This is a genomic window from Nostoc flagelliforme FACHB-838 (genome assembly GCF_014698065.1).
Classification (GTDB): Bacteria; Cyanobacteriota; Cyanobacteriia; order Cyanobacteriales; family Nostocaceae; genus Nostoc; species Nostoc flagelliforme_B.
The window spans coordinates 1-24,130 of the sequence record NZ_JACJSI010000093.1 but is presented as its reverse complement, the minus strand read 5'-3'; the positions used below and the strand labels follow the sequence as shown (position 1 = coordinate 24,130).

Below are 24,130 nucleotides of genomic sequence, written 5' to 3'. Positions count from 1 at the left end.
TGGCGGGTATGATGCATTTGATAGATGCTGGTTTATCATTGTCTACTTTTACACTTACATCCTCGCACGTATTTTCTCTTAATCTTTTTCAAAAATCAAATAGGATTCCTATATATACCATCTATCACTCCCTCAATCCCGCGAACCTGTACGTAAACTTCCGTAGGATACAGAGCGCCTGCTGATGGATTCACCCGCAGTTTATAGGGGCCATCTTTATATACTTTTTCTAGTGTTGTCGCACTGGTTAACGAGATAAAAGAGTGAACAGGATTATTGAGATTTAATTTCACTCTCCGATAAAACTTGGGATAAACTTTAAATGCAGATGGCTGTGTTGAAGCATCTACATAATTTGGATCGAGTTGTACAGATAAGTAAGAATGCTTGGTAGCGTCATGATAAGCTTTGCCCAATATCTGACTTGATGGCATTTTTAAGTATCCTCAAAACTTCTACATTGCTAGCAAAATCTATCGCTTTATAATCGTCTAAGTTTTTTAAATATAAATTAGGATGATGTTCTAAAAGTAACTTGACGACTTCTGTCTTTCCGGCTGAAGCTGCGTACATTAAAACAGTTGCACCATTATCATTTTGGTTATCAATGTTAATATTGACAGACAACAGTAAATTAATTAAATCGTAGTGATTACCAAAACAAGCAAACCACAAAGCATTGTTGCAATCGCTATTTCGAGCATTGATATCCGCACCCACATTAATTAATTCTTTTACAACCGCAGCAACTCCTTCTCTTGTAGCTTTCATCAAAGCTGTATCGCCATTTTCACCTGTCTGATTTAAATCGCCAGGATTATAGCCTTTTTCCATTAACCATTGGGTTGTTGCTTCACTCAAATTCTTGCTGTTGGTTCGATTCATAAGTATTCCTTAGTTAGCTTAATTTGTGCCAATCTACTAATATAAATTTGCTTGGCAAATAGAATGGTGAGCAACGCCCACCATTTTTTTAAAAAATGTTATTTAAATTCTTTTTGCTTACATATATGCTATCAAGTTTGTAAGTTTAAACTCTGAATCTTTTATAAAGATCAACAGATGTTTTCCTTAAAAAAGCTTGAAAAATCATTGAAAAGCAGTAATTATTACAGTTTTATTTCATAGTATAGATTAATAAAAAATATGTCATAAAGATGAGGTTTTAGAACGCTAACTTATTAAAGAAGGTGGTCATCTGAGAAGTGAGGACATATATTTTTAAAACTATTGGCAATGATAAGAATATAAAATATTGTCTACATCTTCGATGGTAAGACTTTGTTTGTCAGCTAAAGTTTTCAATCTATGGGTAATATCTTGAAGCTGAGACAAATTAAAAGAAAGTCCTAATTCATTAGCTCGGTGATTAACCGCCTGTTTTCCAGCCAATTTATGATTGATTAAAATTGAGCGCGTTACACCAAAACTTCGGGGATTAATAGCCTCATAAGTCTCAGAGTTATTAAGCATAGCCTTAGTATGAATGCCAGCTTTATGACTAAAAGCACTCTCACCAAAAACACAGTGGTTAAAAGGAATAGAAATTCCCACTTTTCTTGCAACTAATTCATGCAAATAACCAAGTTGATCCAAACGATATTTAGATTTAATCTGTTCTGGATTTATAGCATATAACCTAGCGATAAATCCAGCTAGTGAGGTAATACCATTGCGTTCACCAATACCCAGAACACAAGTATCAATATGAGTTGCTCCCGCTTCCAGTGCTGTATAACTGTTAGCATTTGCGCATTCTGTATCATTATGACCATGAAACTCAATATCTAAATTGGTGAACTGGCGCAAAGTCTTCACTAATTCAAATATTTGCATCGGAGTAATAATTCCTACCGTATCGGCAATCCCTATACGTTTGACAACTCCTAATTTCTCAATTGCCGAGTAAATTGTGATTAAATCTTCTGTGGAAGTGCGTGACGAATCCTCAGCAGAAAATCGTAACTCGATATCGGGAGCTTGCTGATGAATAAAAGTTAAAACTTCAGATGCTAAATCAATAATTTGATTAATATTTTTACCATGACTAAACTGACGCATCAAAGAAGAACTACCTATAGTTAAATTAATCCCGGCTACGCCTGTTGACAGAGCAATTTTGGCATCTTCTAAGTGACAGCGGATGTGAGTTAATATTTTGGATGGCAAGCCTAACCGAGCCAATCGTTCACAGTCTCGTCTAGATTGAGGTGAAGCGATTGGTGACGTTAACTCTATATATTCCACTCCAAATGCAGCAAGGGCCTCAGCGATTTCGACTTTATCATCTGAAGAGAAATTGGCTTTGACGAATTGTTCGCCTTCACGGAGAGTGCTTTCTACAATTGCAAATTCAGATAGCGACACTGCTTTATCCTTTGTGCTAATTATCACTAGTGATGCTTACTTGTTAGTTTTTATATCAACAGATTTGCATAATCGAGAAATAATTGCTTTGGCTGATTCTTGGGGACTGGCTATAGTATCAATTATAAGAGAGCGATCGCTTGTATCCATCGCTTCTAAAATCTGTTTTGTGGGAACCGCATCATAGTTTTGACTCTCTTCCACAAATATTTTTAGTTTCTCGCGCAATTCTACATTTGTAACAACTCGTTTTTTTGCAATTTCTAAAATTTCTTGTTCTTCTTTAGGAGCAAAATAGGCAGAGGCCTCTGGTACTCCTAAACTAGCAAAATTAGCCAGTGTTTCTGGGACAATTTGCCGATTATCTTCTAACTCTTGATTAGCAATCTGGTCAAAAGAATCATGGCGTTTCAAAAGTCTTTCTATACGCACCATATTTGGTGCAGTCAACATCGCAAACTTAGCATTTTTTAAAGTCGTAGCTGCGTAGCGAACCTCATTTTCACCACGCAACCCATCAAAAACCAACATAGAGTTGACTTGTTCAGGATTGACGTGCAACGAAGCTAAAATGTGACCCATTCCACCAGGAAAGTATTCTCGATAAAGGCGAGTATAAGTTAGGCGTTTAATCCGGCAATGTGGTTGCACGAGTTTCTCTTGCATTTTTAACATCGGCGCAATTATTACGCGTTCAGTTAAAACACGACGATTAGGTAAAAGTGTGAAATCCAAGCCTTCTTCAGCCAAAGCTTTTGTGATTGTGCTTTTTCCCACGCCAGTCATACCCACTATGATTAGTAAAGGAAAACTTGTTATTGGCAACCAGCCTTTAGGAACAGGGAACCCTACGCCTACACCTGGGTTTAAGTGTTCAAAAAATAAATTTGGCCTTGTTGTATTAACTATCTGCTGCACAATATAAACCTCTTTCGTTAGCCTCTTAAAATTAAGTTTTAATTAAAATGCTTAAGGATTTTCGTCCTTTCAAAAACGATACTCTACTTTTCTGACAAGCTTCTTTGAAGGCTACTCTAATCCTCGACACGACTATTTTTTAGTTAGTATAAATACTAAAATATTCTCTAGACCTCGGTATTTATACAGAAAAAATATCAGATTTAATTAATAATCTTATTCTTGATAACACCTATTGATATTATTTTTTAAATTGTTTTATCCTCAGTTGTATAGCACATGACCATCCTTCCTTGTAACATTCATTCGATAGAGGTATAGCCGTTAGGTAATGAGAAGCATTTTCAAATTATTAAGATATTTTAAAAATAAACAGTTTTAATATTAAAAATTGCTAATTTACTAAAGTATAAGTAGCTAACATTGGCAAGCAAAAACATGGAAATTAGCGCTCGTAATTCTCTTAAAGGTACTGTAAAAAAAGTTTTACCTGGGACAGTCAATACTGAGATAACTTTAGAGATAGCACCAGGGGTAGAGCTAGTGTCAATCATTACAAAATCATCAGCAGAAAAGCTAGGACTTGTAGAAGGTAAGGAAGCTTATGCTGTGATTAAATCATCAGATGTGATAGTTGCTGTTGATTGAAAAATAGGCAATTTGGCTTTCCTTGCAAGCCACTCTATTTCTGATATCAAATTGCATTCATCTCTATAGATTAGTAGCCTCACTCCTAGAATTAGTTATCAAAAGAGTGAGGTTAATGTAATTCATAATTCGTCGTTGTAATTATTGCTTGCTCTGTACTTGTCAATTATGAATTGATAATTGGGTAGTAAATTATTAATAATGCGTACATAAATAGCTTGGGTAGTTTTTACATTTAATTCTACAGATGTGTTTCCTATTTTAATAGTTAATGCAGAAAGGTTTTGCTTTAAAGTGATAGTAGCTCCTGGGCTTATTCCCATTGACATAAGTTTGCTTAAGATTCTTTCATCCTGAATTTTACAGAATGTGACGATTCCTTATAATTCTAATGAACAGCCAGTAACCCTAAGAAGGGAAAACATTTGAATTATAAATTAAAGATTGTGAAGGGAAGAAGGAAGTATATTCTCATCCTTCATCCTTCATCTTTCATTTGGTCGCTAAAGGCAGAAACCAAAGTAATGCTTTAAACCAGATATGCTTCTTGATGAGTCTTAATTGTGCAATTAGAACGAGGATAAGTTACACAAAGTAGAGCGTATCCTTTAGAAACCTGATCGTCGTCTAAAAAGTTTTGATCATCTTGATTAACTTCACCTTCGACAACTTTGCCAACACAGCTAGAGCAAGAACCTGCATGGCAAGAAAAGGGCAACTCAATACCACTTTCTTCTGCTGCTTCTAAAATGGTGGTCTCTTCGTCAACTTCAATTGTGGTGTCGAGGTCTTCTTTTTTGTTGATTAATCTAACTTGGTAGGTAGCCATTTTCAGATTCTCCTCAAACGTTATACAGTTGGTCTAATTTACGAATTTTTTGAGCAACCTATCCTACTTTTTGCTTCCTTTCTTCTTATAGAGATGCTACGAGTCGGCTTCTGTATAGGAGTAAGGGATGCAATGCGAACTAGAAGCTATCTCAAGAGCATTGAAACTCTGCGGAATGCTTTTATGGGAAGCCTCTACAATTGACTTGGCACTAACGGAATGATGTTAGCTGCAAGGTACACCAGTAGGCGTACCGTCGTCTGTTTTAAAGGACTTTCCACAGCCACAGGTATCAGTTGCGTTGGGGTTGATGAATTTAAAACCGCTTTCCATTACTCCCTCAACGAAGTCAACAATAACTCCGTCTAATAACGGCGCACTTTTGGCATCAACGTAAACCAGCACTTTGCCTTGCTGACTTACCAAATCATCTGGTTGGGGCTTGCTGGTGATATCGATCGCATATTCGTAGCCACTGCAACCACCATCTTTTACAGAGATGCGGACACCTTTAGTTGCGCCATTAGCGTCGGGTGCGGAACCTTTGAGGAATGCCCGCAGATGAAGTTCTGCTTTTTCTGATAAAATAACTGCCATGAAGTCTCCTGATTTGTAGCGATTAGTTGTTCTGATTTCAGGTGGGGTTGTCCTTCGTCATTTGTCAGTTGTCCTTTGTTATTCACTAATGACCAATGACTATTGACCAATGACAAAATTAACTATTTTGTGCAATACCCGTGGGTGTGGGTTCCATCGAATTGGATTGTGCGTGTCTCCAAGGCGCACTATTGCCGCATACTGGACAAGAGCGATCGCGGTGAGAACGGCGTTTAGCAAATTCCATTCGATTCAAGTCGATTGTCAGCAGTTGCGACAATAGAGGCTGACTAAACCCGGTGATCAGCTTGATAGCTTCCAGTGCTGTTAAACAAGCTAGGGTTCCAGAAACAGCGCCTAGAACTGAAAAGCCGCGCTGATCCCAATCAGGCTTTTCTGGAAACAGACAAGACAAGCAAGGAGTCACACCAGGAATAATCGTTGTCAGGTAAGCCTCCATCCCATTCATTGCAGCTTCCACCATTGGCTTACGCGATCGCACACAGGCTTCATTTAACAAATTGCGCTCTGTAAAATTGTGGGCGCAATCAAGAGCCATATCAGCCGACTGCACTAACGAATCTACATTTTCCGGGGTAATGTAATCATGAACAGCTTCCACTTGGACATCAGGATTAATCGCATCCAGAGTTTCTTTAGCTTTGAATACCCTTGGCTTACCTACCCAATCATCAGTCATGAGAACCTGACGATTCATATCATCTTGCCGCAAGTCACCACCCCGGACTAGAATTAGCCGCCCAACGCCCGCTACTGCTAAGTAAAGCGCCGCCGTACCGCCTAATCCCCCCACACCTGTCACCAGAACTGTCGCTGACTTCAAGCGTTTCTGTGCTGTTTCGCCAAAATTTGGAAGCATCATTTGGCGACGATAGCGTTCTAATTCGGTAGGCGTTAGGTTAACCAATTTATACCTCCTAATCAGAAGTGATTTCTGTCAGTGTGACTACATTTTTCGGCTTATCGTTAAACACTTTGAACAGCTTTTGTTCGTGAGCTGTCGATTCGATAAAGACCTGATAGGCTTTTTGCAAAGCCAAAGAATATTGATTTAATTTCTCCTTTTGATTCAAGTCAGGAGAATTATCATCAATTTCTTGCATATACTGAGAAAACTTTTTCAGAATATGTAGACGATGTACATTTACAACTTCTAAGTCGTAGGACATATTAAAGAATTGGAAAAATTCTTCCGCATCTACGAGCTTTTTGAATTCATCAATAGTTCCAGTCACGTCGCTTCGCTCCGAATTCAAAAGTCAAAAATCAAAATTAACAATCCCCATGATTTTAGGGGCTTGTATCTTTTTACTTTTAGGTCATTTAGCATTTTCCAATTGTTTTAGATGTTGCTTCAATTCATCTAACTTGCGATAGATTTCATAAGTTGCGGCGGCAACATCCATAAGTTGGTTGTAATCTGTTGGTAGCCCTTCAGCTAAATCATGCAGATCCATTTTCATTTGGCCTGCTTTGCTGTTAAGCCGTCTGATTTGTCCTTGTAGTTCCTCAATACTCGTTTCTTCTGCTTGCACAATCAGCCACTCCTTTTCTAAAAGTTAGGAGTTATAAGTTATAAGTTATGAGTTATAAATCAGGAACTGTAAATCATGAATTATCAGTTAATAGTTAATTCAACTCCTAACTTTTAACTCCTAACTCCTAACTATTTAAATTTTCCCAACTTCAGGAAAGCGCTTCGCCAAATCAAGACCTTTTTTTACGTAGTTTTCTCCCTCTTCTGCTAATTTCTCTAGCGAGTCAAAGCCAAAGCGATGAGCATCTCGCAGGGTTTTCACAGTTAGCAAAAGACGACCAGAAAAAACTAGCGCCCAGCCAAATCCTTCATGGCTCAAATCAACTACAACCTGGGATATCAAGCCTGTTTCTTGTTCAATCCCAGCCGCTACAGCCCGAAAAAATGCCATAATCCGGGCTTGAGTTACCGCATCAACTTCGCCTTCAACGGAGATTTCCCGTTTCTTTTGTTTGGTGACAATAAAGGGTTTGAGAATCAACTCATCCGACCAAGTACGATAAACTCCATAGCTGTCTTGACCACGGATTTGTTTAATTAATACTTTAAGAAAAGGTGAGTTCAAGACTTCAGTTGTAGCGGTTCCGTTAACACTATTATTTGCGGTCATACTGTTGCTTCGTCTTCGATTTCATCAGCAAAGTTTGTGGTTTTTGGCTGTAAAGCTTTACGCAACCAAGGTGGAGGATTACCTTTGAGGGTTTTCACTAGCTTATTTAGCACTTCACTAATTTCTTCTTCTTCCGATCGCGCCTTCACTGGGGTGACACCTTTCTTGATTAACCGAGCGGCGGCACTACCACCAATTGCTGTTACGTAAACAATCGTACAGTCACCTATTGCTTCAAGTTTTGGGGTGATTTTGTCTTCATTCCCATCTTCTTTGAGTTCGCCTTCAAAAGTGAGGGTTTCTACGAAGTGATATCCCTCATCGGTAATTTCGTAAACATCAATCATTTTTGCCCATCCGAAGTGGGCATTAATATGAACTCGGTCACTCGTCGTGAAGGCTATTTTCATTGTAATTCTCCTCTCTAAAGTTTTGAATTTTGAAGCAATACGGTTCAGTTAGTGATATTTAGCCTCGGAAGATCCCCCCAACCCCCCTTTTTAAGGGGGGCTAATTTAACGCTTGCTCTATTCCCTCCTTAAAAAAGAGGGTTAGGGAGGATCAACTTTTAACTGAACTGTTTTGAATTTCAAGTGTGAATTCAAAACTCAGCGCTCACAGTTCCGAACTCTTGGAACTGTTTAACTCTCGCTTCTTCTGCCTCTAAAAACAGGTTGCCGATGCCAAATAAAAGCTCCATCGTGCCTCGATAGCCAACTTTAGTAAATTGACCATTACCTAAGCGGTCATAAATGGGCAATCCTAGACGATAAAGAGGAATCGAGAGACGTTTTGCGATCGCACCAACATTCGAGTTACCAATTAGCAAATCAGAACCGCCTGCTAGACTCTCAAAGTCTTCTAAGTCGCCAATGGTAATGCTTTTAACTGGGAGTTTTTCTAACAGAGGCGATCGCGTGGTTGTCACCACTGCATGAATTTGCGCTCCCATCGATTGCAGGAAATGCACTGTTGACCACAACAAATCTGGTTCCAGTGCGAGGGAAACTCGTTTTGCACCGAAGTAAAAATGAGTGTCCAACATCGCATCTTGCAACTGACGGCGTTGGCGGCGGTATTTTTCGGGTACGCTGTTACCGCTCAGAATCGCCAATGCTTGGATAAATTCATCTACTGGTTCTAATCCCGTCAGTTCGCCAAACACCTCATAAGGTGTGCCAAAGCGTTCTTCCAGAATCTTGGCTGCACCCCGCATACTTTCACCCAATGCCAGGGTAAAAGCGGAACTACCTACTTCTCGTAGCTGTTTTAAGGTAGTCCCACTGACTGTAACTGCACTATAAGCATCCTCTAAGTGTCCATCTAGAGAAGCGCCAAGGTCAGGTACAAAGATTGGCACTAATCCAAAGGACGTGATTATCTCTTTGATTTCCTGTACATCGCCAGGTGTGAAAGCAGAACCCGCCAAAACCGTGACTTGTTCAGTTCTGAGTCCACCCGCGCGAGGAATTTCCTTAACTATGCTTTCCACAGCAACAGCAAAACCATCTTGTAACGCACCTTTAAAATCTGGGGTAGGTGCAAAAACGATCGCTAAATCATTCAATTCTGGATGGCGATCGCGGATTTCCTTAAGAAAACCCTCGATGTCATCTCCTCTAGTTTCCGTTAACCCAGTACTACATAAACCAATAATTTCTGGATTAGCTTTTTCCACCAGAGTGAGAATCGCTTGCTCCACATTCTCTTCACCACCCAAGATTGTAGTGACTTCCGTCATCGCTGTCGTAGCTAAAGGAATCGCTTCCCGGAAATGTCGCACTAGCACAACTTTGGCGAAAGCAGTACAACCTTGAGAACCGTGGAATAAGGGCATCGTCCCTTTCAATCCCAAAAAGGCTAAGGTTGCGCCCAAAGCTTGACTCTGCTTGAGGGGATTAACTGTCAGTGCTTTGTTAGAAGCGGTAACGATCGCCATTTAAACTTCCTCCTCGTCCCAAGGAGCGGGTTTGCGTATTTGTTCCCAAATCGGGCTATATAGAGCTTCGTACAGTTCCCGCGCCATCTCAATCATTCCCACATAACCTGCATAAGGATGGTGGCGTTCTTGGTTGATATCAAGGAAAGGAATTCTAGCTTTCAAAGCTGTGTATTGGTTACGTCCACCAGCAATCAGCATATCTGCGCGAGTGTCTTTAACCAGTTGTAGCAATTCTTGAGCGTTGCCTTTCTCCAGCATGATGCCATCGTTGCCAATCAACTTCTTGATTTTGGCTTTATCTTCTTCAGTACTTTTCCGAGTACTGGTAGCAACAACTTCAATGCCTAAGTCTCTAGCAGCCGAAATAATCGACCAACTCTTGACACCACCTGTATATAACACAACTCGCTTACCTTTGAGTCGAGCGCGATAAGGAGCCAGTGCCAAATCTAAAGCAGCCGTTTCTTCTGCAATTAGCTTTTCTGTCCGTTCCTGTAAATCAGCGTCGCCTAATTTAGCGGCGATGTTTCGCAGACAACGATTCATATCATCGATGCCGTAGAAAGACTCTTCAATGTAAGGGATGTTGTAACGCTCCTCCATCTTTCTCGCCATATTGAGCAGTGCTCGTGAGCAGATCATGACGTTGAGCTTGGCGCGGTGGGCGTAGCGAATTTCATCGTAGCGAGCATCGCCCGTAATTTTAGACAAAATACGGATGCCTAATTTTTCTAGCAGTGGTGTTACTCCCCACATTTCACCGGCGATGTTGTATTCACCGATTAAGTTAATATCATAGGGCGTTGTATGTTCCGGTTCTGCTGTTCCGACAACATATTCTAATAAAGCTTCACCGCCAAAACGGTTGCCGAGATTTTTACTGCCAATGAATCCTGGGGCAATGACGGGAACAACAGGAATACCAATTTTCTCAGCCGCCGCTTTGCAGACAGCATCCATATCATCGCCAATTAAGGCTGTAACGCAAGTGGCGTAGACAAATACTGCTGCGGGTTGGTAGCGCTCTTTGAGTTCCAGAATTGCTTTGTAAAGCTTCTTTTCGCCACCAAAGATGACATCATTTTCACCCAAGTCAGTCGTAAAGCCCATTTTGTAGAGTTGAGGGCCAGACGACAGACTACCACGACTGCCCCAGGAATTACCAGCACAGGCGATCGGCCCGTGGACTAAATGAGCAGCATCTGCGATCGGCACTAGAGCAATCATTGCACCATCAAAGGCGCAGCCACCTTGAGCCGCGCCAGGTTGTGCCTGTTGGGCGCATGATTTGTTTTTCTTTTCCGCTTGTTTGTGCTGATTATGTTCGCATCCTGTCTCAGTCAGCAGCTCGTTGATTTTGCCTTGGGTGCTTTTCATCTCTCTTCTCTTAATTGTTAATTGTCCTTTATCATTTGCCATTTGTCCTTTGAATAACTAACAACTAATGACTAATGACTAATGACTAATGACCAATGACCAATGACTAACAAATGTATTTTGTGACATCCTCTCCACATACATCGGCGAGGTAAGATAGAGCGCGGAAACGCAATCCTACAAATTCGTCATATAAAGGATTGAGTTTACATAGTGGTGGAATATCAATAGTCTTCCCAAATAATTTAATTTGTCGCTCAAAGGGACAACAACAAGGAATTGTTTGGCAAATTAGATGAGCGAAGCGATTATTTTTAATCTGAATTCCATCCACTACACGGCGCAACGGATTAAGAAGATTGTGGAACCATCCTGGTTTTTTCTGGTTAGGTGGATGGTAATTAGGATGAGGATGAGTGTGAGTATGTTCGTGAGTGTGATTGATGGTTTCCATCTATAGATACCTTGGGTAAATGCTATCAAGAAAAAGGGGAGTTGGGGATTGGGGATTGAGCATCGGGAATTGGAATTGGATTCCCTATTCCCTATTCCCGACTCCCGACTCCCCTTCTTCACCCTTTAATTAACACGTTGTGTTTCTACGCAATTTCTAACGAATCAAGTCGTAGGAAATATCTGTCTTAGAAGGAATGTTGGTGTTGCGATCGATTTCTTCAAACAGGGTGTTTACAGTCCAGTTGAGGAGGTTGATCACACCTTGATAACCAATGGTGGCGTAGCGGTGTAAGTGGTGGCGATCCATGATGGGGTAGCCGATTCTCACGAGGGGAATCTTGGTGTCGCGCCACAGGTACTTACCGTATGTGTTACCAACTAAGAAGTCTACTGGTTCGGTGAACAACAATGAACGCATGTGCCACAAGTCTTTACCAGGCCAAAGAGTTGCATGTTGACCGAAGGGGCTAGAAGCAAGCAGTTCTTTCATTTCTGCTTCAAATACTTCGTTGCTGTTGTGAACCAAGATATGCACAGGTTCAGCACCCATTTCTAGCATAAAGCCAACTACGCTGTATACTAAATCTGGTTCGCCGTAGATAGCGAAGCGCTTGCCGTGAATCCATGAATGGGAGTCAGTCATGGCATCAACTGCCTGACCGCGTTCAATTTCCAATTGTTCGGGAATGGGGATACCACTCAGTTCGCTGAGTTTCATTAAGAATTCATCAGTACCCTTAATGCCCCAAGGACGGGAAACTGAGGTTGGTTGCTTCCATTCTTTTTCGATGTACTCGCGGGTTTTGGGGGTAGAGTGTGCTTGCAGAGCGATCGTAGCTTTCGCATTGATTGAATCTGCTGCATCTTCTAGCTTTGTTCCACCTGGGTACATATCGAACTCACCTGTGTTTGGTGAATCCAAGTAGTCGCTGTTGTCGGCTAGAATTGTGTAGTCAAAGCCGAACAAAGAAGCAATCCGCTTGATTTCGCGGTTGTTGCCTACGTAGGTATCAAAACCTGGGATGAAGTTAATTTTACCATTGCTGGTTTCTTTCTTATGACCTGCGGTCAAGTTAGAAAGAATTCCCTTCATCATGTTGTCGTAACCAGTGATGTGGGAACCGACAAAGCTAGGGGTGTGAGCGTAAGGTACTGGGAAATCTTGAGGAACTGAACCAGCTTGTTTAGCGTTGTTGATGAAGGCTTGTAAGTCATCACCAATTACTTCTGCCATACAGGTGGTGCAGACAGCGATCATCTTGGGCTTGTAGAGTTGGTAAGAGTTCGCCAAGCCGTCAATCATGTTTTGCAGACCACCAAACACGGCTGCATCTTCAGTCATTGAAGAAGATACACCAGAGAATGGTTCTTTGTAGTGACGGGTTAAGTGGGTGCGGAAGTAAGCAACGCAACCTTGAGAACCTTGAACGAAAGGTAGAGTACCTTCAAAACCAACAGCAGCAAAGATTGCTCCTAGTGGTTGGCAGCCTTTAGCAGGGTTAACGGTTAAAGCTTCACGAGCGAAGTTCTTTTCACGATAATCCCAACCCTTTGTCCACTCTGCAACCCGTTGTACTTCTTCGGCTTCGTGAGCGTTTTCAAACTGCTTTTTGTTTTCAAATAGCTGTTGGTACTCAGGTTGGTGGAATAACTCGACGTGATCTTGAATTTTTTCTGGATTCTGAGGCATTTCTTCTGGACTCCAAGGTTACTGAATTCTTTTACTGATTGAGGTGCGAGTGGGGAGTAGGGAGTGGGAATATGATTCAAAATTCAAAATGCAAAAATCAAAATAAATTTTTAATCTTTCAATTTTGAATTTTGTATTCCCAACTCCCCCCTGGGGTTTTAGCCCCAGGTTATCCTTACTTATCTCACTCTCCCATTTCCCTAAACGGCAGCCTTAGCCTTAGCTTCAGCCTTCTTAGCCTGAGCTTTTTCATTCCAAGGAGCGCCAATTAATCCCCAGGTTGGGCTGTTGAGTGCCAAGTCCATATCGCGTGCGAAGATGGCGAAGCCGTCATAACCGTGATAAGGGCCGGAGTAATCCTTCTTGTGGTTTAATTCTTTTCAACAGCCTAATGTTTGCAGTAAACAGTGTCAGCGATAAGCATTGTTCGCTAATAACACATTTATTTTTAGGCTAAATATAGGCTAAAAACACAGCATAACTAGGTTCCGGACTCACGCATCATCTAAATGTTGTCCTGAACCAAGGCGATTAAAAAATCGCCTGTTTTTTTGCTCATCTCTGCAAGCACAGCAGCAAAAAGAACACATGAGAACGAAAGTACTACTGGAATTAGAGAAAGTTAATCTGCGTTTGAAGTCTGCAAAAGCAAAGGTGACAATTAGAGAATCGAATGGAAGTCTGCAATTACGGGCGACGTTACCAATTAAACCAGGAGACAAAGACAGCAACGGTAATGGGAGAAAGCAATACAATCTCAGTTTGAATATTCCCGCTAACTTGGATGGACTCAAGACGGCTGAGGAAGAAGCATATGAATTAGGGAAGTTAATCGCTCGTAAAACTTTTGAATGGAATGATAAATATTTAGGAAATGAGGCAATTAAAAAAGATTTTAAAACTATAGGAGAATTACTAGAAAAATTTGAGGAAGAGTATTTTAAAACTCACAAACGCACAACGAAAAGCGAACATACTTTTTTTTATTACTTTTCCCGCACAAAGCGATTTACCAATCCTACAGATTTGGCAAATGCTGAAAATCTGATAAGTTCAATTGAACAAATTGATAAAGAATGGGCAAAATATAATGCAGCTAGAGCGATCGCAGCATTTTGTGTTACATTCAATATCGAAATTGATTTATCTAAATATTCCAAAATGCCTGAGAATAATTCCCGCAATATTCCTACAGATGCGGAAATATATGATGGAATTCTCAAGTTTGAAAATTATCTTAATAGTAGAGGTAATCAAGTTAATCAAACCGTTCAAGATAGTTGGCAACTTTGGCGATGGACTTATGGAATGTTAGCAGTTTTTGGTTTACGTCCACGGGAACTTTTTATTAATCCTGATATTGATTGGTGGTTGAGTCGAGAAAATACAGATTTAACATGGAAAGTTGATAAAGATTGTAAGACTGGTGAGAGAGAAGCATTACCATTATATAGGCAATGGATTGAGGATTTTGATTTGAGAAATCCGAAGTATTTGGAGATGTTGAGGGGTGCGATCGCAAAAAAAGATAACACCAATCATGCGGAGATAACGGCGTTAACACAGCGAGTTAGTTGGTGGTTTCGCAAGATAGGTTTGGATTTTAAACCTTATGATTTGCGTCACGCTTGGGCAATTCGGGCGCATATTTTGGGAATACCAATTAAAGCTGCTGCGGATAATTTGGGGCATAGTGTGCAAGTTCACACCCAAACTTATCAGCGTTGGTTTTCATTAGATATGCGTAAGTTGGCAATTAATCAAGCTTTGAGTAAGAGAAATGAAGTTGAGTTGATTAGGGAGGAGAATGCTAAATTGAGGATGGAGAATGACAAGTTGAGATTGAAGATTGAAAAGTTGAGGATGGAAATGGTTTATAAACAAAGTTAAGTTTACTGATAAATCATACCAGGTTTAAATAATTTGCTATGATTTATAGGTAAAAAATAATCAACAAGAGAAATATACATTACAAAAGTATGGCAATAGAAACTTTGAATCAAATACTTAAACAGCTTGAGACACTTGAACTAAAAGAGCTTCAGCAGCTTAATCAGACAATTCAAAAGTATCTTGCTGATAACGAAGAAACTCTTAAGCAAGCAGCATTTCATCAAGCCCTGATCGATTCTGGGTTAGTAAAACAGATCAAACATCCTACTTACGAGCCATTAACTGAGCGACGACTAATTCATGCTGAGGGAAAGCCTATTTCTGAAAGTATCATTGAGGAACGCCGCTAGATGGCAGTTTATTTTCTAGACAGTAGCGCATTAGTTAAGCGTTATATTAGCGAAACTGGATCGGTTTGGGTTTTGGGGCTATTTGATCCGGTTCTCAACAATGAGGCATTTATTGCTGCAATAACTGGTGTAGAAATTATAGCGGCAATTACTAGGCGATCGCGCAGTGGAAGTATTAGCATTACAGATGCGACAGTAACACGCAATCAGTTTAAACGTGATTTACAGAAAGACTATCAAATTGTTGAAATCACAGAAAATATCATTAATTATGGAATGGTATTATCTGAAACTTATGGTTTAAGAGGTTATGATGCTATCCAACTAGCAGTAGGTCGTGTAGTCAACACCATTTGCATTGCTAATGGATTATCTCCTATTACCTTTGTGTCCGCAGATAATGAGTTGAATGCAGCAGTTGTAAGTGAGGGATTAATGATTCAAAACCCTAATAGTCACCCATAATGCAGACTCACCTGCGATCGCTTTAGCAAATGACCTCACACTTGTCACCCACAACACCCGCGAACTCACCCATATTGATGGCTTGAAGTACGAAGATTGGGAAGGGAATAGCTGCGGATGAATTCATACATTAATTGTAGGCGTTATGCTGAGAGAGTTAGCTTACTAGTCTCTTTATTTACAATGAAATCTCAACAGCCATGTGCATACTGTAATCGTACAGATACAAAGCTTACTAAGGAACATCTTTGGGCACGTTCTTTGCATCAACGGCTCCAGAAGTCGAGAGGAGATAAGCAGCACTCTTTTTGGCTTTCCCGATTGGATAAAGTAGTTGAGACTGAACCCAAACTTAGAGATGTTTGTGATGTTTGCAACAATGGTGTATTGTCTCAACTTGATGCTTATATATGTGCTTTATGGGATAAATATTTTTTTCGTATTCATGAGCGTGGAGAGTTCGTAAATTTCTCATACAATTATGATTTACTATGTCGATGGCTTTTAAAGCTGTGTTACAATTCGGCACGAATCCATAAATTTGATGATTTTGTATATCCACCGCTAGTTCCATACATACTTAATGCCTCTAGTCCTGTAGTTGAATTCGAGCTTTTTCTACAAATTGTACCTCCTGGCTTCCTCTCGGTATCGGAACTTAAGGAAATGGGATTACCAGACGACAAAGCATTACGCTGGGAACCGGATATTCATAGAATTGGTTTTGCACAGTTTATATCAAATGATGGGCGCAAAAAAATTCTTCGTGCAATTCATTTGAGATCGTATTCTTTTTTCTTAGCATTTTTTCAGCCAGGAACTACAAAATCTGAAATCAACGAGTTTCTCTCGATTTTTTTACTGCAAAAGCAGGAGGTCAAACACATATCACCTAGATCAGATTTTGTTGTATTGCTTTGTGATGGTATGGATGCACTAGAATCTTTTCAAGGTTCTCATAGTAAGTTTATAGCCGGATAACCTGCGATCGCACCCCTTCCAAAGCATACATTGTCACAAAGCACAGCACATTTAACCCAAACTCATTTACTCAAAAACAACGCCGCGATAAATTTCCGCCATTGGCAATTCAATATTAACTGAATCTAAAGAAATAGATAGCTCTAAACCGCTAAAATCACTGAGCAACCAACCTTTGGCTTGTTTACTATAGCGTTCTACAAAAGGTTCATCCTGCTCGACTAATAAATATTCGCTAAAACTCGCAATTGAGCGATACATCCGAAATTTACTGAGTCGGTCGTAATCTGCGGTGGAAGGAGATAAGACTTCAACAATCAGCACGGGATTTAATACTTCATCTAAACGTTCAGCATTTAGTTGTGGTTCACTGTCAAAAACCATTACATCTGGGTATACTCCGCGTCGATGTTCAGGAATCCACAGCCGTAAATCGCTGTTAATTGGCTCGAATTGAGTATCGCGGAGCAAAAACTTGAAAAAGGCAAAAATATTGCCACCGATGCGGCTGTGTTTGAGCGTTCCTCCAGACATAAGTACAATTTCTCCATCTCGATATTCGCTGCGTCCTTCGGCTTTTTCTTCGATCGCACGATATTCATCCAAGGTGTAGCGGCGCGAGATGGTAGAAATCATAGATTGTAGGTGATCGCATTGGCTATATGACAACAATATTATTTTGTCACACAATTGCTTGTAAGCGAGGGCATGCCTAAGCAAGATATTGCGATCGCATATCATGCACCTCACGTAAGACAGTATACAGAGTTTGCTGTAAGCTAAACCTATTGAAAAAGCCTGTTTGCGATCGCTACTCGCAAACAGGCTTGACTTTTTCAGACTTATAATTAAGCTTCTTCCCAAAGCTGACGTACATAATCAGGTAGCCAGCTAGCAATTTCCTGAATTCGTTCTTCGGAAAGTTCGTCTTTAGTGGCAGAAAACACTGCTTTAACCGCTTGCTCTCGATCTACTGTTCCCGGCTTTCCGCCTTCATTAGCAACTCGGAACAGGAAGCGATCGGAATCAATCTTAAATATGCCTGGGCCTTGCCAAGGTGGACGAACCCGGCTCAAAAATCTCACAAGTGGATTGCTATCTCTCCAGAGATCAGATACTTCAAACTGGAGTGCTTTTTCATCTGTAGGTACAGCCTCTGTATGCAGTTCTGCCTCGACGCGATCGCTAGCTTCTGTGGTCATTAAGTCCCGCATAACGCGGAACACAACTTCGCTAAAGTCTCTTGCGTCATATAAATCCGCAAATCCGCTTTTAACCATGACCTTTTCAAGAAACGAACGATGTTCGTCTGCGATCGCAGTTCGAGTATCTTCAATCTCTGTTGGGTCAACTTCTGGAATATTTGTTCTAAAACTTTGATCTGGCATTGTTTTTTCTTCTGGTTATTAATTTTGAGTCTTTATGCTTACTTTATGTAAGGTCGCACAAATCAAAAACCCTTGTAATCTTCCAGAAGTTTGAGATGGTATCTATTCAAAAGTTAGAAATTTCTTTGATCTGCTCATAGCTGTAAAGTCAGAGAGCAATACTTCTGATGTTTGTGCCCGTCTGTGCCGAAAACCAGTCAAAATAAATGAGTTGGTATAAAATCAGCCGAAACAAAGATGCTAGAAACAACAAACATCGAAATTAACACCTCCTATGTCAAAGTACCCAACGATGACTTAAAAATCGATGCTTACTTAGCTCAACCAGCACAAAATGGAACCTTTGGCGCGGTTATAGTTTTTCCAGAAATTTTTGGAATCAACAGTAATATTCGGGATATTACGGAATTAATCGCTAAACAAGGTTATATAGCAATAGCCCCCGCCATGTATCAACGTGTTGCTCCCGGTTTCAAGGCTGATTTTAGCGCTGAAGATGTTGGGTTTAGTCCAGAAGCGTATCGGCTTGGGTTGGAATATTATCAACAAGTGAAGTATCAAGAGATATTCAGCGATATTCAAGCTACCATTACCTACGTCAAAACTTTACCCAATGTCAAAGATGATGCGATCGGTGTCATTGGTTTCTGTTTTGGTGGTCATGTTGCTTATATGGCTGCAACTTTACCCGATATCAAAGCAACAGCTTCATTCTATGGTGGTGGAATTACCACTTCTAGTTATGGTGAAGAGACTCCAACCATTAATCGTACTTCAGATATTAAAGGTACTATTTATGCCTTTTTTGGTACAAGAGATACATTAGTTTCCCAGGAAGAAAACGAGCAAATTGAACCAGAATTAAAGAAAAATCAAATAAAGTATCGTATATTTCGATACGATGCGGGACATGGATTCTTTGCCGGATTTTTTAAAGATAAGTACCCATTTTTAGAACAGCACCCAAGCTACAATCCCGAAGCTGCTCCTGATGCTTGGCAACATGTTATAGAACTGTTTCAAAATCACTTGCAAAACTAAATGATGTAGATTGTGGTGTCTTTTTATAAAGTGTAATGCACCACAATTTCAGAGATGATTTGTAAATGGAATCTAAAGATAACTGAAGAAGATTGATTTAGCCAGCAATCGGCTAAGTTCAGTGTATTTATATAGGTTTTTTATGCCAATATAATTTATAAATTTAATAAATGTTATGTAAGCAAATAGTTTTTTGAAATTTTCTAAAAAACAAAAAATTTATAAATGATTGATACTCTTATTTTATTATTTCTATTGTTCTTGGCTATTCCCTTTGCTATTGCTCAGATTATGCCTAACAAGAAGTGGCTAATAGCTTATACTATTTTTTTTGGAACTTTAGCTATTGTGCTGTATTATGAACATATAACAACACCAATTAATCGGCGAGGAGATGGTTTTTCTTACATTTTTGGAAAAGTAGCTGCTTGTTTATTTTATACATCAATAATTGTAGGAATTATTAATAGAGCTACTGTGCTATACTTGAGGTCAATAAATGTTACAATTAACATTTGGTTGATAGTTAGCTTAGTTTTGCTCAATGTAATACTTATTGTACTTATGTTTATTGGATTGATGATAGTCTATTGATTGAGTAAATATTAAGTAGAGTGTGTTACGGTTATGCAAGTATTTGAGAGTTTGAGAAAGTCGAGATTAGCCGTAATGTACCAGATATATTGCTGCGTTAAGCGTTGCTCTAACTATTGCGTAATCATCGTTACACAAAGTCAATCTTCATTTTGTAGCGATCGCTTTTCTTTCTACTTGACAAAATCTTGAGTAATAACACACATACTGCGATCGCACTCATTGAACAAGAGTGCGATCCTATTGCTTTTAATCTTTTGAATTTTTCAGCAAGAATTCACAACCACATAAAAACGGGTTTGGACTGTCTGTGCGATCGTCCGCAAGCACTTCAATAGTCAACTTGCTGTTATAAATTAATTCGTCATAATCCATCAATGCGTTCCACTTGATTTTGCCAGTCGGGAAGCCTAGTTATGAAGTACCATCAGCTATTAACTCTTGCCATTTTTGAATCCCTGGATCTTGCGATTTGCAGTAATCCAGAATGGCAATAAATGCACCAGGTTTAGTAACTCGTAGGATTTCTTTAAGAGCAAGAACTGGATCTTCAACGACACAGAGGGTAAATCCCGACGCTGCTGCATCAAAGCTATTATCAGGAAAATCAAGGTTGCAGAGATTCGATACCTTGAAAGTGATCTCTGCGGATACGCGCTTTTTACGCGCTTCATCCATCATCTTCTCAGAAAAATCAATACCCACAACATTTACCCTTTCCGGGTAAGCTGAAAGATTAAGACCTGTTCCTACCGCAGCATCTAGTACAGTTTGTCCTGGCTGAAGCTGCAAAGAAGCAATTAGCGGTTCGCGCTCAATGTGCCAATAACGCTTCATAATCGCGTCATAATCCACTGCTCCTTGATCGTAGGTTTCAATCACCTGATTTATCTGCATAGGTTCCTTAATAAATAGAACTACTGACTTCAACCATTTATCTGATGTATCATAATATTTATAAAGCTTGACTACCGTAATTGTCACTAAGTAACTTGGCAATTCCAAATTAGTGTTAAACGACTTCATCAACCTTTAGCCGGAGAGGAATCTGAATGATAAACTCGGTTCCTTTTCCCGAAGTTGAGAAGCACTCCAGTTTACCACCATGTTTTTCTGTAATAATTTGGTAGCTAATAGACATACCCATTCCGGTTCCTTTGCCAATGGGTTTTGTGGTGAAAAAGGGATCGAATATTCGTTGCTGAAATTCTTTAGAAATACCGACTCCGTTATCAGCGATCGCTATTTCTAACCACTTTGAGTTAACTACTGATGTGCGAATTTTAATTCGGCTAGGATTGTCTTTGTTCTCCTGATAGGTACACTTGGCATTATTCTCTTCTAACGCATCAATTGCATTTACTAAAATATTCATAAATACCTGGTTCATTTGTCCGGCATAACATTCTACTAGAGGTATAGTGCCGTAGTCTTTGATCACCTCAATTTCCGGTTGTTCTGGTTTAGCTTTAATGCGGTGTTGCAAAATCATTAAAGTACTGTCAATACCTTCATGAATATCGACGCTTTTGAATTCTGCTTCATCGATGCGGGAGAAGTTTCGCAGCGACAGTACAATTTGGCGAATGCGATCGGTGCCCACTTTCATGGAAGACAACATTTTTGGCAAATCTTCCCGCAAAAACTCCAGATCCATGTCTTCGGCAGTGGTTTGAATTTCAGCAGCAGGGTTAGCATTATGCTGCTGATATAATTGCACAAGTACTAACAAATCTTGGGTATATTCTTGCACATGGACGAGGTTGCCATGAATAAAGTTGACTGGATTATTAATTTCGTGTGCGACTCCAGCAACTAGTTGTCCCAGACTTGACATTTTTTCACTTTGAATAACTTGAGATTGAGTACGCTGCAATTCTTCTAATGCATTTTTGAGTTCAGTAGTCCGTTCTTCTACCCGGTCTTCTAGTTCTTCTTTGCTTTTCTCTAAAGCAGTAAACGATTCGTTCAATTGCCCTGCCATGTGGTTAAAAGAGTTGGAAAGGGTATTAAGTTCTCGAATGTTGCTAGTTTCTACTGTCTGATCTAAATTACCAGATGCCATTGCCTCACTTGCCTGATTCAGGCGCAGAATGGGGCGTATGATCCAATGGGAGGTAAATACGCCCATTACCGAAGCAATAACTAATGCGCTAAAACAAAGCGCGATCGTAATGCCCGTGTTGGCGTTAATCTGCGCCATAAATGCATTTTCTGGCACACTCACTACCATCAGCCAATTCAAGCCATACTTATCACGCCAAGGTAAAACATGGACAAAATGCTGTTTTCCTTCCACTTCAAGATGAAAATCCGCATCTTGGTTGATAGCTCCAAACCCGGAAGTTTGCACGCGTTTGGCGATGTTCTGTATTACTGGGTCAGAACTGTCGATCGCCTGTAATCGCTGGATCTTTTGATTAACAATGACAAAAGGCTTCTCTGTACCAGAACTGGCGATTAATGTGCCATCTCGCTCTAAAAGAAATACCCGCCCAGATTTACTAATATCCAAATTGCGTAAAAAATCGCCGAGTTTCAGCAGGTGAATGTCTGTTGCAATCATTCCCAATAAGCGATTTTGTGCATCATAGATTGGACGACTGGCAGAGGCAGCAATGTAGGGGGCTGTTGGAAAATTTATAGTATAAATCTTTGCCCAGATAGGTTTACCAGCGGCAATGGTTTGGGTATACCAAACTTCGCTAAAATTGTCCCAAGTAAAACGATTATTAACTTGAGTCCGATTACCCTGGTTATCCGTGGCGTAATTGGTATTGTTATTAGGAAGGTTGGCAGTCCAATCATCAATGGTGATTGTCTTTCCATCATAACGAGCTGCACCCAGTCCCTCACCCGTGGTTAGTCCGATACCAATATAAGTCAGATCATACGCCTGCATCTGATCCCAGAAATACTTGCCGAGAGTTTGGCGATCGCGCACATCTAATATTCCCCTGCGGATGGCATCTGCGTTAATCTGATTAAGGGTTTGCGGAATGGAAAGACGAGACTTCAAATGTTCATCCACTACCTCACTGGTGCGATCCATCAACTGTTCTGCTAAGTCGTTAACTGCTCTTTGTCCATTTTTAAAGGACAAATAACCCACTAAACTGACTGCTGCAAAAATTTGGATAAGGAAGGGAACAACAAGAACAATCTGTAATGGGAACGCTTTACCTTTGATGAAATAGTTAGTCTTCATTGCTGGAAGCTGGAAGTTGATCCTAATTTGAATTACTTCTATAGTTCCCAAGATGCCGGCAGGCTAACTTTTATATAAATTTTTTATCAAATCAAAGGTAACTTTATGGTATGTTGTCCCAAAATCTAACCTACTATCCTATCAAATATCCTAAACTTTGCACAGAAATTCAACCTCAACACTGCCAGCCCAATCTCACGGCTAAATATTATGCTGGATTAGTTGATAAAGTATTCAAACTTGATTGACGATCGCAGCTACAAGCATAGTGCATAAACATTGCTTGTCATTTGCAGGCTTTTTGAGGCTCAGGAAATGATGTTATAACCAGTGAAGCTTCATTAATTACTTCTATCTTTTCAGCAAATGATTTGCCATCGTATAACCAGACTATAAATGCTGGAAATGGTGACAATCAGATTGCTGTTGCTCTTTATGGCAAAATATCAATCCATGCGATCGCCTTTATTTTTCTAATGCCCATGATTGATATAACTCTATAATCCGTGTACTTCATCCTTATTCAAATAAAAATCGCCATGATCTAAGTACACCTATCGTAGACATTACTAAATTTGCTTTTTAAAATGTAGTTCCATTTAAATTTTTAAATTGGAGTAAAATATGCAGTAATTCAAAGTTACATCAGATAGTTGAAATATATGTTCAGCACCTATTGTTGACGATACAAATCGAATTGGGGTTCTTTCAAAATTACGAATTGTATCTAAAATTGAAAGTTTTGATGATAACAATTGGTTCAAAGTTGCAACTATTCTCGAAGGAAAAATTTTAGAAGGTTTTGTATCTAAAAAATTTTTTAGTCCAATCACAACCTTTTCTATCAATACTCTTAGTGACGTACCTACACTTCCTGAGTACAGGTAAGTGTAGGCTTCTCAAAGACTCCTCGTTGAGGACATAGTTTGAGCTTTTAGATCGTGCGTCCCACGATTCTTTATGTTTATAGAGGCATTCAGATCCCTGCACAAACTAACCTTACAATTAGGACAATTGTGCGTTCTTTCTGATAGTAGCTTTGTTACCTTTTGACCACAGTTAGAACACTCTTGACTAGTGCCGTTAGGATTTATAGCAACTACTTGGTAGGGTCGAGGTGTGCATTACTGCATCACCCCTCCCATCCGAAACCGTGCTTGCGACTTTCACCGCACACGGCTACTCAGTGTTTTATCCATTTTGTCATATCGGACTCCC

At 39.9% G+C, this 24,130-nt stretch carries 29 protein-coding genes and 3 pseudogenes; 10 read left to right on the top strand and 22 right to left on the bottom strand.

The genetic code is table 11. The features are described from left to right. Positions 1 to 110 precede the first annotated feature (110 nt). From H6G97_RS28775 to H6G97_RS28760, 4 genes and pseudogenes are all read right to left on the bottom strand, one after another. Positions 111 to 434: pseudogene (locus H6G97_RS28775) on the bottom strand (SagB/ThcOx family dehydrogenase); the annotation flags it as partial. Beyond that, the gene (locus tag H6G97_RS28770; RefSeq protein WP_190943954.1) at positions 397 to 885 is read right to left on the bottom strand and encodes an ankyrin repeat domain-containing protein; all 489 of its coding nucleotides are present in this window, start codon (positions 883 to 885) and stop codon (positions 397 to 399) included. The gene H6G97_RS28770 and the pseudogene H6G97_RS28775, both read right to left, overlap by 38 nt. A gap of 342 nt (positions 886 to 1,227) precedes the next feature. Continuing rightward, positions 1,228 to 2,367 carry a homocitrate synthase gene (lysS, locus tag H6G97_RS28765; RefSeq protein ID WP_190943953.1) on the bottom strand — a complete coding sequence of 380 codons (1,140 nt, stop codon included), beginning with the start codon at positions 2,365 to 2,367 and terminating at the stop codon, positions 1,228 to 1,230. Positions 2,368 to 2,403: 36 nt separating this feature from the next. Continuing rightward, positions 2,404 to 3,285, bottom strand: a complete 882-nt coding sequence (locus H6G97_RS28760; RefSeq protein WP_190943952.1) for an AAA family ATPase — start codon at positions 3,283 to 3,285, stop codon at positions 2,404 to 2,406. Between the two features lie 438 nt (positions 3,286 to 3,723). Here H6G97_RS28760 and H6G97_RS28755 point away from each other — a divergent pair, with 438 nt between their 5' ends. Beyond that, a complete protein-coding gene (locus H6G97_RS28755; RefSeq protein WP_190943951.1) occupies positions 3,724 to 3,933 on the top strand; it encodes a TOBE domain-containing protein in 210 nt (69 codons plus the stop codon). 122 nt (positions 3,934 to 4,055) lie between these two features. Here the strand turns inward: H6G97_RS28755 and H6G97_RS28750 are convergent, their stop codons facing one another. From H6G97_RS28750 to H6G97_RS56105, 13 genes and pseudogenes are all read right to left on the bottom strand, one after another. Further along, positions 4,056 to 4,310 (bottom strand): FeoA family protein, encoded by a 255-nt coding sequence (locus H6G97_RS28750; protein WP_338421860.1) that lies wholly within the window; start codon positions 4,308 to 4,310, stop codon positions 4,056 to 4,058. 152 nt (positions 4,311 to 4,462) lie between these two features. Continuing rightward, a complete protein-coding gene (locus H6G97_RS28745; protein ID WP_190943950.1) occupies positions 4,463 to 4,762 on the bottom strand; it encodes a 2Fe-2S iron-sulfur cluster-binding protein in 300 nt (99 codons plus the stop codon). Between the two features lie 225 nt (positions 4,763 to 4,987). After that, complete coding sequence (locus H6G97_RS28740) at positions 4,988 to 5,359, bottom strand: HesB/IscA family protein (RefSeq protein ID WP_190911011.1); 372 nt, start codon at positions 5,357 to 5,359, stop codon at positions 4,988 to 4,990. 118 nt (positions 5,360 to 5,477) lie between these two features. Beyond that, positions 5,478 to 6,287, bottom strand: a complete 810-nt coding sequence (locus H6G97_RS28735; RefSeq protein ID WP_190911012.1) for a HesA/MoeB/ThiF family protein — start codon at positions 6,285 to 6,287, stop codon at positions 5,478 to 5,480. 10 nt (positions 6,288 to 6,297) lie between these two features. Beyond that, the gene (gene nifW, locus H6G97_RS28730; protein WP_190943949.1) at positions 6,298 to 6,615 is read right to left on the bottom strand and encodes a nitrogenase-stabilizing/protective protein NifW; all 318 of its coding nucleotides are present in this window, start codon (positions 6,613 to 6,615) and stop codon (positions 6,298 to 6,300) included. Between the two features lie 84 nt (positions 6,616 to 6,699). Further along, positions 6,700 to 6,915 (bottom strand): CCE_0567 family metalloprotein, encoded by a 216-nt coding sequence (locus H6G97_RS28725; RefSeq protein ID WP_190943948.1) that lies wholly within the window; start codon positions 6,913 to 6,915, stop codon positions 6,700 to 6,702. 135 nt (positions 6,916 to 7,050) lie between these two features. Continuing rightward, positions 7,051 to 7,527: a NifX-associated nitrogen fixation protein gene (locus tag H6G97_RS28720; protein WP_100900532.1), complete on the bottom strand. Its 477-nt coding sequence runs from the start codon at positions 7,525 to 7,527 to the stop codon at positions 7,051 to 7,053. Then, the gene (gene nifX / locus H6G97_RS28715; RefSeq protein ID WP_012407194.1) at positions 7,524 to 7,937 is read right to left on the bottom strand and encodes a nitrogen fixation protein NifX; all 414 of its coding nucleotides are present in this window, start codon (positions 7,935 to 7,937) and stop codon (positions 7,524 to 7,526) included. The genes H6G97_RS28720 and nifX overlap by 4 nt, the downstream gene beginning before the upstream one ends. Before the next feature lie 191 nt (positions 7,938 to 8,128). Beyond that, entirely contained in the window at positions 8,129 to 9,466 is a 1,338-nt protein-coding gene (gene nifN / locus H6G97_RS28710; RefSeq protein ID WP_190943947.1) for a nitrogenase iron-molybdenum cofactor biosynthesis protein NifN, read from the bottom strand. Continuing rightward, positions 9,467 to 10,846: a nitrogenase iron-molybdenum cofactor biosynthesis protein NifE gene (nifE, locus tag H6G97_RS28705; RefSeq protein ID WP_190943956.1), complete on the bottom strand. Its 1,380-nt coding sequence runs from the start codon at positions 10,844 to 10,846 to the stop codon at positions 9,467 to 9,469. 106 nt (positions 10,847 to 10,952) lie between these two features. Beyond that, a complete protein-coding gene (locus H6G97_RS28700) occupies positions 10,953 to 11,300 on the bottom strand; it encodes a Mo-dependent nitrogenase C-terminal domain-containing protein (RefSeq protein WP_190943946.1) in 348 nt (115 codons plus the stop codon). A gap of 156 nt (positions 11,301 to 11,456) precedes the next feature. Further along, complete coding sequence (gene nifK, locus H6G97_RS28695) at positions 11,457 to 12,992, bottom strand: nitrogenase molybdenum-iron protein subunit beta (RefSeq protein ID WP_190943945.1); 1,536 nt, start codon at positions 12,990 to 12,992, stop codon at positions 11,457 to 11,459. A 200-nt stretch (positions 12,993 to 13,192) separates the two neighbouring features. Further along, a pseudogene (locus H6G97_RS56105) lies at positions 13,193 to 13,360 on the bottom strand (nitrogenase molybdenum-iron protein alpha chain); the annotation flags it as partial. A gap of 178 nt (positions 13,361 to 13,538) precedes the next feature. Here H6G97_RS56105 and H6G97_RS28685 point away from each other — a divergent pair. The 4 genes and pseudogenes from H6G97_RS28685 to H6G97_RS28670 all read left to right on the top strand — a co-directional run. Next, a pseudogene (locus tag H6G97_RS28685) lies at positions 13,539 to 14,882 on the top strand (site-specific integrase); the annotation flags it as partial. An 89-nt stretch (positions 14,883 to 14,971) separates the two neighbouring features. Continuing rightward, entirely contained in the window at positions 14,972 to 15,235 is a 264-nt protein-coding gene (locus H6G97_RS28680) for a hypothetical protein (RefSeq protein WP_190943943.1), read from the top strand. After that, positions 15,236 to 15,700 (top strand): type II toxin-antitoxin system VapC family toxin, encoded by a 465-nt coding sequence (locus H6G97_RS28675; RefSeq protein WP_190943942.1) that lies wholly within the window; start codon positions 15,236 to 15,238, stop codon positions 15,698 to 15,700. Between the two features lie 117 nt (positions 15,701 to 15,817). Then, positions 15,818 to 16,681, top strand: a complete 864-nt coding sequence (locus tag H6G97_RS28670) for a hypothetical protein (RefSeq protein WP_190943941.1) — start codon at positions 15,818 to 15,820, stop codon at positions 16,679 to 16,681. Positions 16,682 to 16,747: 66 nt separating this feature from the next. On the opposite strand, the gene H6G97_RS28665 is transcribed toward H6G97_RS28670, so the two are convergent. Beyond that, positions 16,748 to 17,317 carry a Uma2 family endonuclease gene (locus H6G97_RS28665; RefSeq protein WP_190943940.1) on the bottom strand — a complete coding sequence of 190 codons (570 nt, stop codon included), beginning with the start codon at positions 17,315 to 17,317 and terminating at the stop codon, positions 16,748 to 16,750. A gap of 54 nt (positions 17,318 to 17,371) precedes the next feature. Here H6G97_RS28665 and H6G97_RS56100 point away from each other — a divergent pair, with 54 nt between their 5' ends. Further along, the gene (locus tag H6G97_RS56100; RefSeq protein ID WP_199349727.1) at positions 17,372 to 17,464 is read left to right on the top strand and encodes an element excision factor XisI family protein; all 93 of its coding nucleotides are present in this window, start codon (positions 17,372 to 17,374) and stop codon (positions 17,462 to 17,464) included. A gap of 65 nt (positions 17,465 to 17,529) precedes the next feature. Here H6G97_RS56100 and H6G97_RS28655 read toward each other — a convergent pair whose 3' ends face one another. Further along, a complete protein-coding gene (locus H6G97_RS28655) occupies positions 17,530 to 18,069 on the bottom strand; it encodes a DUF2267 domain-containing protein (RefSeq protein ID WP_190943939.1) in 540 nt (179 codons plus the stop codon). Positions 18,070 to 18,306: 237 nt separating this feature from the next. Between H6G97_RS28655 and H6G97_RS28650 the strand changes: the two genes are divergently transcribed. The 3 genes from H6G97_RS28650 (at position 18,307) to H6G97_RS52980 (ending at position 20,042) form a co-directional block, all read left to right on the top strand. Beyond that, positions 18,307 to 19,110: a dienelactone hydrolase family protein gene (locus H6G97_RS28650; protein WP_190943938.1), complete on the top strand. Its 804-nt coding sequence runs from the start codon at positions 18,307 to 18,309 to the stop codon at positions 19,108 to 19,110. A gap of 225 nt (positions 19,111 to 19,335) precedes the next feature. Beyond that, the gene (locus tag H6G97_RS28645; protein WP_190943937.1) at positions 19,336 to 19,704 is read left to right on the top strand and encodes a hypothetical protein; all 369 of its coding nucleotides are present in this window, start codon (positions 19,336 to 19,338) and stop codon (positions 19,702 to 19,704) included. A 188-nt stretch (positions 19,705 to 19,892) separates the two neighbouring features. Further along, a complete protein-coding gene (locus tag H6G97_RS52980; protein WP_242055350.1) occupies positions 19,893 to 20,042 on the top strand; it encodes a hypothetical protein in 150 nt (49 codons plus the stop codon). Positions 20,043 to 20,118: 76 nt separating this feature from the next. On the opposite strand, the gene H6G97_RS28640 is transcribed toward H6G97_RS52980, so the two are convergent. Both H6G97_RS28640 and H6G97_RS28635 read right to left on the bottom strand, forming a co-directional pair. After that, positions 20,119 to 20,730, bottom strand: a complete 612-nt coding sequence (locus tag H6G97_RS28640; protein WP_242055348.1) for a class I SAM-dependent methyltransferase — start codon at positions 20,728 to 20,730, stop codon at positions 20,119 to 20,121. Further along, a complete protein-coding gene (locus H6G97_RS28635; protein ID WP_190943936.1) occupies positions 20,717 to 22,912 on the bottom strand; it encodes a sensor histidine kinase in 2,196 nt (731 codons plus the stop codon). Before H6G97_RS28635 ends, H6G97_RS28640 begins: the two co-directional genes overlap by 14 nt. Positions 22,913 to 23,283: 371 nt before the next feature. Between H6G97_RS28635 and H6G97_RS54900 the strand changes: the two genes are divergently transcribed. Then, positions 23,284 to 23,415, top strand: coding sequence for a hypothetical protein (locus H6G97_RS54900; protein ID WP_277883345.1), 132 nt, complete (start codon positions 23,284 to 23,286; stop codon positions 23,413 to 23,415). Between the two features lie 396 nt (positions 23,416 to 23,811). On the opposite strand, the gene H6G97_RS28630 is transcribed toward H6G97_RS54900, so the two are convergent. After that, entirely contained in the window at positions 23,812 to 24,006 is a 195-nt protein-coding gene (locus H6G97_RS28630) for a zinc ribbon domain-containing protein (RefSeq protein ID WP_338421859.1), read from the bottom strand. Between the last annotated feature and the right edge of the window lie 124 nt (positions 24,007 to 24,130).

Bases quoted from the DNA above. Each gene is read 5' to 3' on its own strand.
- H6G97_RS28770 (WP_190943954.1), bottom strand. From the start codon at position 885: ATGAATCGAACCAACAGCAAGAATTTGAGTGAAGCAACAACCCAATGG.
- H6G97_RS28755 (WP_190943951.1), top strand. From the start codon at position 3,724: ATGGAAATTAGCGCTCGTAATTCTCTTAAAGGTACTGTAAAAAAAGTT.
- H6G97_RS28745 (WP_190943950.1), bottom strand. From the start codon at position 4,762: ATGGCTACCTACCAAGTTAGATTAATCAACAAAAAAGAAGACCTCGAC.
- H6G97_RS28740 (WP_190911011.1), bottom strand. From the start codon at position 5,359: ATGGCAGTTATTTTATCAGAAAAAGCAGAACTTCATCTGCGGGCATTC.
- H6G97_RS28720 (WP_100900532.1), bottom strand. From the start codon at position 7,527: ATGACCGCAAATAATAGTGTTAACGGAACCGCTACAACTGAAGTCTTG.
- nifX (WP_012407194.1), bottom strand. From the start codon at position 7,937: ATGAAAATAGCCTTCACGACGAGTGACCGAGTTCATATTAATGCCCAC.
- nifN (WP_190943947.1), bottom strand. From the start codon at position 9,466: ATGGCGATCGTTACCGCTTCTAACAAAGCACTGACAGTTAATCCCCTC.
- nifE (WP_190943956.1), bottom strand. From the start codon at position 10,846: ATGAAAAGCACCCAAGGCAAAATCAACGAGCTGCTGACTGAGACAGGA.
- H6G97_RS28700 (WP_190943946.1), bottom strand. From the start codon at position 11,300: ATGGAAACCATCAATCACACTCACGAACATACTCACACTCATCCTCAT.
- nifK (WP_190943945.1), bottom strand. From the start codon at position 12,992: ATGCCTCAGAATCCAGAAAAAATTCAAGATCACGTCGAGTTATTCCAC.
- H6G97_RS28680 (WP_190943943.1), top strand. From the start codon at position 14,972: ATGGCAATAGAAACTTTGAATCAAATACTTAAACAGCTTGAGACACTT.
- H6G97_RS28675 (WP_190943942.1), top strand. From the start codon at position 15,236: ATGGCAGTTTATTTTCTAGACAGTAGCGCATTAGTTAAGCGTTATATT.
- H6G97_RS28670 (WP_190943941.1), top strand. From the start codon at position 15,818: ATGAATTCATACATTAATTGTAGGCGTTATGCTGAGAGAGTTAGCTTA.
- H6G97_RS28665 (WP_190943940.1), bottom strand. From the start codon at position 17,317: ATGATTTCTACCATCTCGCGCCGCTACACCTTGGATGAATATCGTGCG.
- H6G97_RS28655 (WP_190943939.1), bottom strand. From the start codon at position 18,069: ATGCCAGATCAAAGTTTTAGAACAAATATTCCAGAAGTTGACCCAACA.
- H6G97_RS28650 (WP_190943938.1), top strand. From the start codon at position 18,307: ATGCTAGAAACAACAAACATCGAAATTAACACCTCCTATGTCAAAGTA.
- H6G97_RS28645 (WP_190943937.1), top strand. From the start codon at position 19,336: ATGATTGATACTCTTATTTTATTATTTCTATTGTTCTTGGCTATTCCC.
- H6G97_RS28640 (WP_242055348.1), bottom strand. From the start codon at position 20,730: ATGAAGTCGTTTAACACTAATTTGGAATTGCCAAGTTACTTAGTGACA.
- H6G97_RS28635 (WP_190943936.1), bottom strand. From the start codon at position 22,912: ATGAAGACTAACTATTTCATCAAAGGTAAAGCGTTCCCATTACAGATT.